13 protein-coding genes are annotated in these 12,756 nt (G+C 70.7%); 8 read left to right on the top strand and 5 right to left on the bottom strand.

Translation table 11 applies throughout. The features are described 5' to 3' along the window. Positions 1-24: 24 nt before the first annotated feature. Positions 25-525, bottom strand: coding sequence for an MOSC domain-containing protein (locus V2J18_RS07405; RefSeq protein WP_336131434.1), 501 nt, complete (start codon positions 523-525; stop codon positions 25-27). Between the two features lie 40 nt (positions 526-565). Here V2J18_RS07405 and V2J18_RS07400 point away from each other — a divergent pair, with 40 nt between their 5' ends. From V2J18_RS07400 to V2J18_RS07380, 5 genes are all read left to right on the top strand, one after another. Continuing rightward, a complete protein-coding gene (locus tag V2J18_RS07400; RefSeq protein ID WP_064746272.1) occupies positions 566-1,138 on the top strand; it encodes an N-acetylmuramoyl-L-alanine amidase in 573 nt (190 codons plus the stop codon). A 181-nt stretch (positions 1,139-1,319) separates the two neighbouring features. Continuing rightward, a complete protein-coding gene (locus V2J18_RS07395) occupies positions 1,320-2,642 on the top strand; it encodes a TolB family protein (RefSeq protein ID WP_336131433.1) in 1,323 nt (440 codons plus the stop codon). A gap of 84 nt (positions 2,643-2,726) precedes the next feature. Continuing rightward, complete coding sequence (gene tesB / locus V2J18_RS07390; protein WP_064746274.1) at positions 2,727-3,626, top strand: acyl-CoA thioesterase II; 900 nt, start codon at positions 2,727-2,729, stop codon at positions 3,624-3,626. A gap of 1 nt (position 3,627) precedes the next feature. Beyond that, positions 3,628-4,479, top strand: a complete 852-nt coding sequence (locus V2J18_RS07385; RefSeq protein ID WP_075574940.1) for a hypothetical protein — start codon at positions 3,628-3,630, stop codon at positions 4,477-4,479. A gap of 391 nt (positions 4,480-4,870) precedes the next feature. Continuing rightward, positions 4,871-6,157: an RNA polymerase sigma factor gene (locus V2J18_RS07380; RefSeq protein ID WP_064746275.1), complete on the top strand. Its 1,287-nt coding sequence runs from the start codon at positions 4,871-4,873 to the stop codon at positions 6,155-6,157. Between the two features lie 217 nt (positions 6,158-6,374). On the opposite strand, the gene V2J18_RS07375 is transcribed toward V2J18_RS07380, so the two are convergent. Beyond that, entirely contained in the window at positions 6,375-7,007 is a 633-nt protein-coding gene (locus V2J18_RS07375; protein ID WP_064746276.1) for an EF-hand domain-containing protein, read from the bottom strand. A 151-nt stretch (positions 7,008-7,158) separates the two neighbouring features. Between V2J18_RS07375 and V2J18_RS07370 the strand changes: the two genes are divergently transcribed. The 3 genes from V2J18_RS07370 to V2J18_RS07360 all read left to right on the top strand — a co-directional run bounded on the left by V2J18_RS07370 (position 7,159) and on the right by V2J18_RS07360 (position 9,831). Continuing rightward, positions 7,159-7,893 (top strand): arginyltransferase, encoded by a 735-nt coding sequence (locus V2J18_RS07370; RefSeq protein WP_064746277.1) that lies wholly within the window; start codon positions 7,159-7,161, stop codon positions 7,891-7,893. A gap of 131 nt (positions 7,894-8,024) precedes the next feature. Next, on the top strand, positions 8,025-8,471 hold the full coding sequence (locus V2J18_RS07365) for a hypothetical protein (RefSeq protein WP_336131432.1): 447 nt from the start codon (positions 8,025-8,027) through the stop codon (positions 8,469-8,471). A gap of 130 nt (positions 8,472-8,601) precedes the next feature. Beyond that, the gene (locus tag V2J18_RS07360) at positions 8,602-9,831 is read left to right on the top strand and encodes an endonuclease/exonuclease/phosphatase family protein (protein ID WP_336131431.1); all 1,230 of its coding nucleotides are present in this window, start codon (positions 8,602-8,604) and stop codon (positions 9,829-9,831) included. Between the two features lie 759 nt (positions 9,832-10,590). On the opposite strand, the gene V2J18_RS07355 is transcribed toward V2J18_RS07360, so the two are convergent. From V2J18_RS07355 to purT, 3 genes are all read right to left on the bottom strand, one after another. Continuing rightward, positions 10,591-10,950 carry a hypothetical protein gene (locus V2J18_RS07355; RefSeq protein WP_064746279.1) on the bottom strand — a complete coding sequence of 120 codons (360 nt, stop codon included), beginning with the start codon at positions 10,948-10,950 and terminating at the stop codon, positions 10,591-10,593. A gap of 144 nt (positions 10,951-11,094) precedes the next feature. After that, positions 11,095-11,481: a hypothetical protein gene (locus tag V2J18_RS07350; RefSeq protein ID WP_064746280.1), complete on the bottom strand. Its 387-nt coding sequence runs from the start codon at positions 11,479-11,481 to the stop codon at positions 11,095-11,097. A gap of 40 nt (positions 11,482-11,521) precedes the next feature. Beyond that, positions 11,522-12,721: a formate-dependent phosphoribosylglycinamide formyltransferase gene (gene purT, locus V2J18_RS07345; protein WP_336131430.1), complete on the bottom strand. Its 1,200-nt coding sequence runs from the start codon at positions 12,719-12,721 to the stop codon at positions 11,522-11,524. Positions 12,722-12,756: the final 35 nt, after the last annotated feature.

Genomic DNA, 12,756 nt, shown 5'->3' with positions numbered 1-12,756 from the left:
CGCGAACGGCGCGCCGGGGCGCTGTCAGGCGTCCGCCGGCACCAGCGCATCGCCGCGGCGGATGCGCCCGCCTTCGATCACCCGCGCGCACACGCCGCCGTGGCCGCGCATCGCGTTGAAGCCGCCCGGGCCCAGCGCCGCTTCCATCATCGAGCACGGATCGCAGGATTCGGTCCACTCCAACAGCGCCTCGCCGAGGCGGAAGCGACGGTCCTTGAGTGCGATCAGCGGCAGGCCGGAAATCACGATATTGCGCCGCAAGAGCGCGGGCTCGACCGCATCGCGGCCGGCCAGTGCGGCGATCGCCGGCAGGTGCTCGGCCTGGATCAGGGTGATCCCGCGCTTGCCGCTGCCGCCCTTGTAGCGGTCGCCGTCGAGGCCGCCGCCGGCCGAGGCGATCGCCTCGTCCAATGCCTGCATGATGACGCCACGCGCCGGGCGCACGCCGATCCACTCGACCCGGCCGGGTCGCGGCAGCGTGGCCATCAGTTTTCCGAGCGCGGAGTCGGCGGGCGGCAGGGTCATGGCGGGCTCCGTGGGAAAGCGAATGGTAGCATCCGGGCCCATGCCGCCCCTGAACCTGCCGCCGGACATCCTCGTCCAGCCCCTGCCCTACGAAGCCCGCCTGGAAGCGCGCGACCCCGGCGCGATCGACCTGGCGGTGATCCACTGCACCGAACTGCCGGACCTGGCGACCGCGCGCGAATACGGCGAACGCGAGCTGTACCCGGCCTCGGGCACCGGCAACAGCGGCCATTACTACCTCGACCGCGACGGCCGCATCCTGCGCTACGTCGCCGAGGACCGCATCGCCCACCACGTGCGCGGCTACAACCCGCGCTCGGTCGGCATCGAACTGGTCAACACCGGGCGCTATCCGCATTGGCTGGACTCGCGCCATCAGGCGATGGACGAGGACTACCCGCCGGCGCAGATCCAGGCCCTGATCGCCCTGCTCGCCGACCTGCGCACGCGCCTGCCCGGCCTGCGCTACATCGCCGGGCACGAAGACCTGGACACGGCCCGGGTCGCGGCCAGCGACGACGCTTCGGTCGAAGTCGCGCGCAAACGCGATCCGGGTCCGCGTTTCCCTTGGCCGCAGGTGCTGGCCGCCTGCGGGCTGCAACGCCTGCCCTGAGCGACCGCGCGGCCGGCCTTGCGACCGCCCCCCCCGCTTTGACGCGACGAAACCGCGGTCTCGTTCTCGCCCTGCGATCCGGCCCCGCTCGATACTGGGCCCACGCCGGCAGGAGTGCGCCGGCGCCAGCGCCAGCCTCGGCGGCGCGCATTCTCCCCGCAGGATCAAGGACGCCCTCACCATGACCCGTATTTCCGCTCTCGCCGCCGCGCTCGCGCTGGCGGCCGCTCCGCTCGCCGCGCAACCGCGCCTGCAATTGATCAGCCACGCCTACGACAACCCCAACGCGGCGATCAACGCCTACTACCCCGAACTCAGCGCCGACGGCCAGTGGGTGTCGTTCAGCTCGACCGCATCGGGCTTCGTCGCGCCCGGCGTCGACGGCTTTTTCGGCGCCGACGTGTTCGTCTACGACGTGTTCTGCCGCCGCACCGAAATCGCCAGCCTCACCTGGGACGGCAAGGCGCCGAACAACTCCTCCGGCGGCTCGGTCGGCCGCTCCTCGATCAGCGGCGACGGCCGTTACGTCGCCTTCGCCTCGCGCGCCAGCAATCTGGTCTACGGCGACAACGACAGCAACGGCCACACCGACGTGTTCCTGCTCGACCGTCATCGCGCGGTCGGCGATCCCCAACGCATCCGCCGGGTCAGCGCCGCGCGCGCCGCCGGCAGCGACGGCCCCAGCGACGAGCCTTCGATCAGCGCCGACGGCCGCTACCTGGCCTTCCAGTCCGCCGCCAACAATCTGGTCGCGAACGACAACTCCGGCACCAACGTATTCGTTTACGACGTGCAGGCCGACAGCCTCGCCCTGGTCAGCCGCGACCGCGACGGCAAGCCGGCCGAAGGCCAATACCCGCGCATCGACGCCCAGGGCCGGCGCCTCGCGTTCCGCAGCGGCGCGCTCAACCTGATCGCCGAAGACATCGTCTGGTCCACGACCCCGCACGTCTACCTGCGCGATCTGGGCACCGGCAGCAACCAGCTCGTCGACCGCCGCAGCGACGGCCAGATCCCGACCCAGGGCGCCACCGACGTCGACGCGATCAGCGGCGACGGCCGCTACGTGTCCTTCCGCAGTTCCGCGCCCGACCTCACCGGCAGCGCGTCGCCGCTGACGCCGCAGATTTTCGTCCGCGACACCGTCGCCGGCACGCTGGAAATGATCACGATCAATCCGGGCAACGCACCGGCGCCCTACCAGAGCCGCTGGTCGGCCCTGGACCACGACGGCCGGCATGTGGCGTTCAGCTCGCCGTCGCAGGGACCGTGGAGCCCGGCCGGCCTGTATCGTCGCGACCGCAGCAACGGCGCGACCGAGCTGCTTTCGCCCGGTCACCAGGACGGCTCGCCGCAGGACAGCAGCTACGCCAGCATCAGCGCCGACGGCCTGCGCACCGCCTTCGTCTCCGGCTACGGCCGGCTGATCCCGGGCGTCAACGCGCCGGCGATCTTCCTCGCCGACCTGCGCAGCAGCGTGCCGCCGCGCTACTGCCCGCGCTGAACCGCGACGCGGCGGGCCGGCCCGGCGGCCGGCCCGTCTTGCCCCTTCGCTATACTGCCGGCCTCGCCCTCTGGCCCCGGCCGCATGACCACCTCGCCCGTCTCCGAACTGATCGAACTGCTGTCGCTGGAGCGGCTGGAAGACAACCTGTTCCGCGGCCAGAGCCGCGACATCGGCACCAAATACGTGTTCGGCGGCCAGGTGCTCGGCCAGGCGCTGTCGGCGGCGCAGGCGACCCTGCAGACCGCGCGCACCGCGCACTCGCTGCACGCCTACTTCCTCAAGGCCGGCGACATCGAAGCGCCGATCGTCTATCAGGCCGACCGCACCCGCGACGGCGGCAGCTTCTCGGTGCGACGGGTCACCGCGATCCAGCACGGTCAGCCGATCTTCTTCCTCGCCGCCTCGTTCCAGGAAGACCAGGAAGGCGGCGAGCACCAACTGTCGATGCCGGAAGTGCCCAAGCCCGAGGACATCGAGCCGGCGCCGGCGGTGCCGGCCGAGGTCATGGCCACGCTGCCGAACAAAGTCCAGCGCTGGCTCTCGCGGCAGGGGCCGTTCGAGTTCCGCCACGTCTACCCGCGCGACGAGCTCAACCCGCCCAAGCGCCCGCCGTACCAGCAGGTCTGGTTCCGCCTCAGCGAGCGGGTCGGCGACGCGCCCGAGCTGCACCGCGCCCTGCTCGCCTACGCTTCGGATTTCCATCTGCTCGGCACCGCGACCTTTCCTCATGGCATCAGCTATTACCAGCCGAACGTGCAGATGGCTTCGCTCGACCACGCGCTGTGGTTCCACCGTCCGTTCCGCGCCGACGAATGGCTGCTGTACTCGATCGACAGCCCCAGCGCGCAGGGCGCGCGCGGTCTGGCGCGCGGGCAGATCTACGACCGCGACGGCCGCCTGGTCGCCAGCAGCGCGCAGGAAGGCCTGATCCGCGTGGTCAAGGACGCCGCCACCGCGAGCCACGTGCCGGCGAAGGAATGACATGAGGCAGGTCTTCAGCAGTTCGCGGCTGGAAAACGTCGAAGGCGTGGCGCAATTGCTGCGCGACGCCGGGATCGAAGTGCGGGTCACCAACGACCGCTCCTACAAGGGCAACCGCCGCTCCAATTTCAGTTACCGCGAGCAGGCGCCGGAACGGCCGGCGGTGTGGGTGATCCGTTCGGAAGACCAACTGCGCGCCCGCGATCTGCTGCGCGAGGCCGGGCTGATCGACAGCACCCGCGCCGAAGCCCCCAGCCATGCGCCGTTCCGCTTCGAATCGCGGATCGACCAGGCCCGCACGCCGGGGCAGAAGCGCGCGCTGCGGATCAAGGTCGGCCTACTGGTCTGCATCGCCGTGGTGCTGGGCCTGGCCATGTTCCACAACTTGCGCAACCGCCCGGCCCCAGTCCCGGCGCAAGACCCGGCCGAGGTCGCCCTGGCTGCGCACGCCTTCGACGGCAAGACCGCGGCGACCCCGGCTGCGCTGGCGCAGGCGGTGTTCGCCCATCAACTCGCCGAGGCCGATCAGACCACCCAGTGCCTGCGGGTGGATCGCCGCGACGCGCCGCGCAAGCTGCTGACCGCCCTGGCCCGCCCGGGCCTGCGCCTGCTACCGGCCAGCCAATGCGTCGAAGTCGCCGACGAGGAGCAGGGCAGCCGCGCCCGCGACGGCCAGCCGGCCGAACTGATCGAAGTGCACGCGTTCCGTCCGAGTTCGGCCGATGCCGGCACCATCGAGTACAGCGCCTATCACCACCGCCTCGCCGCGGCCTACAAGACCTTGGAGGTCAAGCGCGTCGACGGCCGCTGGACGGTGGTACGGGTGGTCAAGACCGTGCGCGCGATGGGCTGAGCCGGCACGGGACGCACCCGGCCTGTCCTGCCGTCCGCGAGCGTCGGATCGCTGCGCTCCCCGATCGGCCAATCTCGACCGGCCAATTTAGACCGGCCAATTTAGGCCGGCCGGCTCGGCCGATCGGCCCCAACCGCTCGATCCCGAACGACCGAACGCTCGCTCGGCGGCTTCCGCAGCCGCCGGCCGGGCAGCGGCCGTCTGCGGCGTTCGGGCGGCATGGACAGCCGCTCGCCCGGCGTGGTCACATTTCCGCAGCGGCGACGTCTGGGGAGACAGGCATCGCGCGATGCCGCCGCCTGGAGACCGACCCGATGTCCTGCCCGCACTCGTTCCGCCCCGCCGTACCGGCCGCACCGGCCTCGTCGCCTTGCAGGGCGGAGGGCGCGCGATGAACGCCGAGGCGCTCAATTCGCTGATCGGCCAGGACCTGCCGGCGGCCTCCAACGGCGACGCCGCGGCTTATTCGCGGATCGTCTCCGCCTGCCAGAACTCGATCACCGCGATCGCCCTGGCGATGGTGCGCGACGTGCCGGCCAGCGAGGACATCGCCCAGGAAGCCTTCATCAGCGGCTGGCAGAACATCCGCAAGCTGCACAACCCCAGCAGCTTCCTGCCCTGGCTGCGCCAGATCACCCGCAACCTCGCCCACGACCACCTGCGCGCGCGCTCGCGCCAGCCGCGGGAGGCCGACGACGTCGAAGCCGCCATCGCCGCCGCGGCCGACCCGGCGCCGACGGCGATGGATCGTCTGATCGAGGCCGAACGCGCCCAGGCCGCCGCCGAATTGATCTCGGCCCTGCCCGACGACAGCCGCGAAGTGTTGCTGCTGTACTACCGCGAAGGCCAGAGCTCGCAACAGGTCGCGGCCCTGCTCGGGCTCAGCGACGCGGCCGTGCGCAAGCGCCTGTCGCGCGCGCGCAGCGCGGTGCGCGCCGAGCTGCTGGACCGCTTCGCCGTGTTCGCCCAGGCCAGCGCACCGTCGGTGGGCTTCACCACCCTGGTCGCCAGCGCGCTCGGCGTGATCGGCCCGGGCGGCACGACCACGGCGGCGGTCGCGGCCGGCACGCTGGGTTCGGGTTTGGCCGGCAAGCTCGGCGCCAGCATCACCAGCACCGTCGGCGGCTTCGTCGGCAGCGTGTTCGTGTTCGTGGTCGAGCGGGTGCTTTCGCCGGTGACGGAGGCGGTGACCGGCGCACCGCTGGATGCGGCGGCGCTGTCGCTGCGCATCGCAAGCTGGACCGACGCGTCGATGGGCGGGCTGATCGGCGGCTTCATCGGCGGCACCACGGCGACCGTCCTCACCTCTCGCTACTTGCTGTCCTTCGCCGCCACGCCTCAAGAGCGCGCGCGCATTGTCCGCCTGATCTGGCAGATGACCGCTCTCAGCCTGATCATGGCGCTGTCCTTGCTGGTGTCCCTGGAACTCAGCCGCGGCTGGTTCGTGCCGATCGTGCTGACCTTGATCACCTTGGCCGCCGGGACATGGATCTACATGGTCACCCTGCCTCGCGCCTTGGCGCCGAGTCTGGAACGCATCTTCCGCGACACCGGCCGCGATCCGCGCCAGAGCCGCGCATACCGCTGGATACTGGGGCCGCAGGCGATGGCCTGGAGTTCGGCCGTGATGGTCGCCGCCGTGCTCTACGCGCTGCACCACGCCGGGCGCTTCGGCTGAGGCCGAGCGCGCCTCGGCAACGGCACGCGCTCGGCGAAGGCCGGTGTATGCATCCGACGGCGAGTGGGGAACCGCGCGTCGCGCGCTGCACGTTCAAAAAAGCGCAGCGCGCGCATTCGCAAAAAAAAAGCGGGCGCGCTGAGCGCGCCCAAGGGGGTGCATGCCCGGTCGCCTGCGGCATGCGACGGTCGTCGCGGCGGCCGTGTCTGCGGCGATGTCAGCGATGCGGCATCGGCTTGAGATCGGCCCGGGTCAGGAAGCCGTCGCGGTCTTCGTCGTAGAAGGCGAAGCTGCGCGCCAGCCGCGGCATCTTCTCTTCGACTTCGATCTTGCTCAGCTTGCCGTCGCGGTTGAGATCGGCCGCGGCGAAGTGTTCGTCGAAGCGCTTGGCGCGCTCGGCCTCGTGCTTGGGACGCTCGGCTTCGTGATGGGCGCGCAGTTCGCTGCGTACCAGATAGCCGTCGCGGTTGCGGTCGATGCGATCGAAGGACTCGCCCAGGCGCGGAAACTTGCCCGCTTCGGCGCGGCTGATGCGTCCGTCGCCGTCGGCGTCGAGCGCGCCGACGCCGCCCGGACCGCCGTGGCGGCCACCGTGCTCTCGCCCGCCGCGGCGCTGCGGACGCTCGCTCGCGTCCAGCTTGCCGTCGCGGTTCTTGTCCAAACGGTCGAAATTCTCCGCCAGGCGCGGAAGCTTGGCCGCTTCCTCACGGCTGATCACGCCGTCCTGGTTGGCGTCCAGCCGGCTCCGCGGCCCCTGCTGCGCGGCTGCGTCGGCGGAAGGCACGGCCACGGCCGCGCCGGCGAACACGAACGCCGCCAGCGCGGCGACGTAGAGGGAGGAACGGTTCATGCGTTGACTCCTGCGACAGGCGCCACCGCGGCGCCGATAGACGGATCAACGCCCGCGCCGGACGGCGGTTGACACGGTCCCGGCGGGGTTCAGTCGCAAGACAGCGACGCAGGCCATGCGCGGCGCGTGCGGGCGGCGCTATGCTGGTCGCATGGGCACGCAACCGCAGCCGGACAGCGACGACCTCCGCCTGTTCCACACCGGCGAGCACGCCTGCGGCTACTGGCCGGAACGTACCGCCCGCGACCTGGTGCTGGACCCGCGCGATCCGCGCCTGCGCGACTGGTACCCGCACGCCCTGGGCTGGGGTTTCCGCCGCTCCGGGGACATCGTCTACCGGCCTCACTGCGCCGCCTGCCGCGCCTGTGTCGCGGTGCGCATTCCGGTCGAGCGCTTCGTTCCCGACCGCAGCCAGCGCCGCTGCCTGGCGCGCAATGCCGCCGTCGAGATGCGCGTCCACGCCGCCGAGCGCACCACCGAGCAATTGAATCTCTACAAGCGCTACCTCGCCTCGCGTCATGCCGGCGGCGGCATGGACGGTCACGGCGCGATCGAGTTCGACCAGTTCCTGATCGGCAGTTGGAGCGAAAACCGCTTCCTGGAACTGCGCGAACCCGGCCACGGCCGCCTGCTTGCGGTCGCGGTCACCGACGTGGTCGAGCACGCGCTGTCGGCGGTCTACACCTTCTACGACCCCGACCACGCCGACCGTGGCCTGGGCACGCTGGCGATCCTGCGCCAGATCGAATGGGCCCGGCGCGAGCGCCGCGGCCACCTGTACCTCGGGTACTGGATCGCCGGCCATCCGAAGATGGACTACAAGCGCCGGTTCCGCCCGCTGGAGGCCTTCGACGGCCGCGACTGGCGCGTTTTTACACATTTGTAACACTCGTCTCGTTCAGGTCGTGTATCACGTTGCCCGGTCGTGACCTTAGATCCACGACACGCGGGAAGGCGCCGCCCAGGCATGGCAATGGAGCCGCCACCCGATTCACTCACCGCCACATGGAGTCCGCGATGAAGTTCAACACCCTGTTCCTGGCTGCCGCCATCACTCTGGTGCTGGCCGCCTGCAACAAGCCGGCCGACAAGCCGGCCGACGCCGCCCCGGCCGCCGACACTGCGACGGCTCCGGCCGCCGATGCCGCCGCCGCTCCGGCCGCCGACGCCTCGGCTCCGGCCGCGACCCCGGCCGCCACCGATCCGGCCGCGGCTGCCGCTCCGGCCGCCGACAGCGTCGGCGTCGCCGAGTGCGACGACTACCTCAACAAGATCGCCGCCTGCCTGGCCGACAAGGTGCCGGAAGCCCAGCGCGCCGCGTTCCAGACCGGCATCGATTCCAGCCGCAACGCCTGGAAGCAGGCCGCCGCGACGCCGGAAGGCAAGGCCGGCCTGGCCCAGGCCTGCAAGATGGCGCTGGACCAGAGCAAGGCGCAGTACGCCGCGTTCGGCTGCACCCTGTAATCCGGCCGCGACGGCTTCGCCCGTTGCGACCCGCGACGCCCCGGCTTGCCGGGGCGTCGTCGCTTACGCCCCCGTCCCGCCGCCTGCCCCTGTAATCAACCCTGCCGCAGGACCGTGCCATCATGCGCGCATGTCACGACTCCCTCTTCTCTGCGCCGCGTTCGCCGCGGCCTTGCTCGGCGCCTGCACCCAAGTGAACGTTCACGGCGATCCGCAAGGCTGGCTGCGCTCCCAGACCGACGCCAGCGCCACGTTGCGGGTGGCGACCTACAACACCTCGCTTTACGACGAATCCGCCGGCGGATTGATCCGTCGCCTGGAAGCCGGCGACGACAACGCGCGCAAGATCGCCGCAGTGCTGCAGCGCGTGCGCCCGGACCTGGTCCTGCTCAACGAGTTCGACTACGACCCGCAGCAGCGCGCCGCCGATCTGTTCCAGCGCCGCTACCTGGAAGTCGCCCAGGACGGCGGCGGCGAAGCGCTGCGCTACCCCTATCGCTACCTGGCGCCGGTCAACACCGGCGTGCCCAGCGGCCTGGACCTGGACGGCGACGGCCAGTCCGGCACCGCGGCGCGCGGCGACCGCGCGCGCGGCAACGACGCCTGGGGCTACGGCCTGCACCCGGGCCAGTACGGCATGCTGGTGCTGTCCAAGTACCCGATCGACGACGACGCGGTGCGCAGCTTCCAGACCTTCAAGTGGGCGGACCTGCCGAACGCGCGCCAGCCGCGCGACCCGGCCACCGGCAAGCCCTGGTACTCGCCGGCGGTATGGCCGCAGATGCGGCTGTCGTCGAAATCGCATTGGGACGTGCCGGTGCGCACCCCGCTGGGCGTCCTGCATGTCCTCGCCGCACACCCGACCCCGCCGGTATTCGACGGTCCCGAAGACCGCAACGGCGCGCGCAACTACGACGAGATCGGCCTGTGGGCGCGCTACCTCGACGGCGGCGCACCGGCCTGGCTGTGCGACGACCAGGGCCGCTGCGGCGGCCTTGCCGAAGACGCGCGCTTCGTCATCGTCGGCGACATGAACGCCGACCCGTTCGACGGCGACGGCATGCCCGGCGCGATCAGGCAACTGCTCGACCACCCGCGCGTCGCCCCCGGCCCGGCGCCGCGCAGCGAAGGCGCCCCCGAACGCGCCGCCGCCTACGGCTTCGCGCGCAAGGGCGACACCGCCGAACACACCGGCGACTTCGGCCCCAAGGCCGGCACCCTGCGCCTGGACTACGTCCTGCCCTCGCGCGGCTGGAGCGTGCGCGAGCGCGGCGTGTGCTGGCCGCGGGCCGACAGCGAAGCGGCCAAGATCGCCGATGCCAGCGATCATCATCTCGTGTGGGTGGATCTGGCGGATTGAACCCAGCGAGGCTAACTCCACTCAGCGCACGCAAGGGCCTCACCGCCGCGCTCGACGCCTTCGCACTGGACACAGGCGGTTGGCCCGCCCCCGCGCCGCCGGGTGCAGCGGCACCGATCATCGCCTAATCATCTCCATCCGATACCGGCGGCATGTGCCCATGCCTTACGGGGCGACGTCGAAACGACCTTCCGGTTGCTACGAGAACGGCCTCCCGACAATCGCCACGCACCGTCTGCCGTCGCTGTTGCTGTTGCTGTTGCTGTTGCCATGAACAGCTTGGCGCCGCATCGATCTCGCGAGGACAAATCGAAGCCCCGGAGGGCGGCCCGCAAGGATGCGGGCCGTGCGTAGCCAGGCCAGGGAGGGCCTGTGCGGAGCAGCCCTGCGCAGGCCACGTCCCATAGCGGCTCTTGATCCGAAAACAGCCATGGCGTTTTCTTTGGTTACTTTTGACCGAAGGAAATCCCGTAGGACGTTGTCGCCTTGGACAAAGAAAGTGACCCGGCCGCTTGCGGACGGAAGCTTGGCTTTGGAGCTTTTGTTGTAGAAGCCGGCGCTACGGCTTCGAGCTTCGATCAATAGCGAAGGCGTTGATTTCTCTGCGCGCCCCGTGGTCGCGGCTTGCGCCGCTCCTACCCCGGCGACGGTTTCGGGCTTCGATCGATGACGTCGGCCTTGGATACTCTGCACGTCCCGGGGTCGCGGCTTGCGCCGCTCCTACAGGCGACCGCTGTACGCTTCAGCACAGCGACGCGCTTACTCCCCGGGATGAAACTCCGCGATCACCTCGATCGTGCCGACGATGTGGTCGTTGAGCTGCTCCAATTCCTCCGCCGGCACCCACCACTCGGTGTGGTGCGCGCCACCGACTCTCTGCAGCGGGTAGCGGGCCATGAAAGCGGCATCGACTTCGAAGCGGGTCACCGCGCCGTAACCGCTGTCCTTGACGTTCCAGCGCTCGGCGATCTCCGCCGCGTAGCGTTCGTTGGTGACCGGATAGAAGATCGGCTGCTCCGGCAGGCGCGGCGGCCAGCGCTTGAAGCCGCTGTCGCGCAGCAGGGCCAGTTCTTCCGGGCCGACCGGGCGATACAAGGTGACGGTGGAGGCGGTACTCATCCTAGGGGCTCATCGGCGCCGGACAGCGGCGCCTCCTTGGCGCGACTCCGGCCGCGCCCGCGCGGGTTTTAGCGCGTCGGCGTCGTCGCGACGAACGCCCGATTTGGCCGCGAGCGCCGAAGCCCCGCAGCGGTTCGCCATCGCTCAACCTTCGGGCTCATCGCGCCCGCTGGCGGTCGGCGTCGCGAGCGAATCCGGCGCCGCGGGCGCAGGCGCCGCGGCATCCGCAGGCGTCGCACCGGCCGGCGCCGCGCCGCGCAGGCGCGAGCCGAAACCGAACGAGCCCTCGCCGTGCGCGGACACGATCATCCGCACCATGCTGCCGGGGACCATCAACTCCAGCGACACCACCCGGCCGTCCGCATCGCGGCCTTCCAGGGTCATCTCGGTAAAGGCGCCGCCGGTGTCGATCTCGCGGCACAGCAGATGCGGCCCGACCGGCCCGTCGAGCAGGTACGGCCGGATCGCGTCGCCCAGCACTTCCAGCGCCTGCGGGAAGAAGAACACCGCATAGCCTCGTGTCTCGTTCATCGTCGCTCCGGTGATGATGGAAAGGGATGAGGCCACGCGCTCAGCGCAGCTCGACCCGCAGTTGCGCCGCGGCTTCGCGCGCCTTGGCGCGCGCCGCCTCGATGTCCTCGCCCAGCGCCAGCGTCACCGCGACCCGGCGCTGGCCCTCCACCCGCGGCTTGCCGAACAGGCGCAGTTGGGTGTCGACCTGGCCCAGCGCCGCATCGACGCCGGAGAACACCGGCACGCCATGGCCCTGCGCCAGCACCGCGCACGACGCCGACGCACCGTGCTCGCGGATGGTCGGAATCGGCAGGCCGAGGATGGCGCGCGCATGCAGGGCGAACTCGCTGAGGTCCTGCGAGATCAAGGTCACCAGGCCGGTGTCGTGCGGACGCGGCGAGACTTCGCTGAACCAGACTTCGTCGCCCTTGACGAACAGTTCGACGCCGAACACGCCGCAACCGCCCAGGTCGTCGGTGATGGCGCGGGCGATCTGCTGCGCGCGCGCCAGCGCGACCGGGCTCATCGGCTGCGGCTGCCAGCTTTCGCGGTAGTCGCCGTCGCGCTGCAGGTGGCCGATCGGCGCGCAGAAGGTGACGCCGCCGGCATGGCGCACGGTCAGCAGGGTGATTTCGTAGTCGAAGTCGATGAAGCCTTCGACGATGACCCGGCCGGCGCCGGCGCGGCCGCCGGTCTGGGCGTAGTCCCAGGCCGCGTCGATGTCGGCGTCGCTGCGCACCAGGCTCTGGCCCTTGCCCGAGGACGACATCACCGGTTTGACCACGCACGGCAGGCCCAGCGCGGCGACCGCGGCGCGGTAGTCCTCGACGGTATCGACGAAGCGGTAGGGCGAGGTCGCCAGGCCCAGGGTCTCGGCGGCCAGGCGGCGGATGCCTTCGCGGTCCATGGTCAGGCGCGCAGCGCGCGCAGTCGGAATGACCCGGGTGTCGCTGCCGCGATCGGCGAACTCGCGTTCCAGCTCGACCAGGGTCTGGGTGTGGATGGCCTCGATCTCCGGCACGATCAGGTTCGGCAGCTCGGCCGCGATCAGGGCGCGGACGGCCTGGCCGTCGAGCATGTCGAGCACATGGCTGCGGTGCGCGACCTGCATCGCCGGCGCATCGGCGTAACGGTCGGCGGCGATCACTTCGACCCCGAAGCGCTGCAGCTCGATCGCCACTTCTTTGCCCAATTCGCCCGAACCGAGCAGGAGCACGCGGAAAGCGTGCGGGGACAGCGGCGTGCCGAGCGTGGTCATGCGGATTCCTCAGTGAAGCGGGCGGGCGATGGAGC

This window comes from Lysobacter firmicutimachus (genome assembly GCF_037027445.1).
Taxonomy (GTDB): Bacteria; Pseudomonadota; Gammaproteobacteria; order Xanthomonadales; family Xanthomonadaceae; genus Lysobacter; species Lysobacter firmicutimachus.
This window is presented reverse-complemented; position numbering and strand designations above follow the sequence as displayed.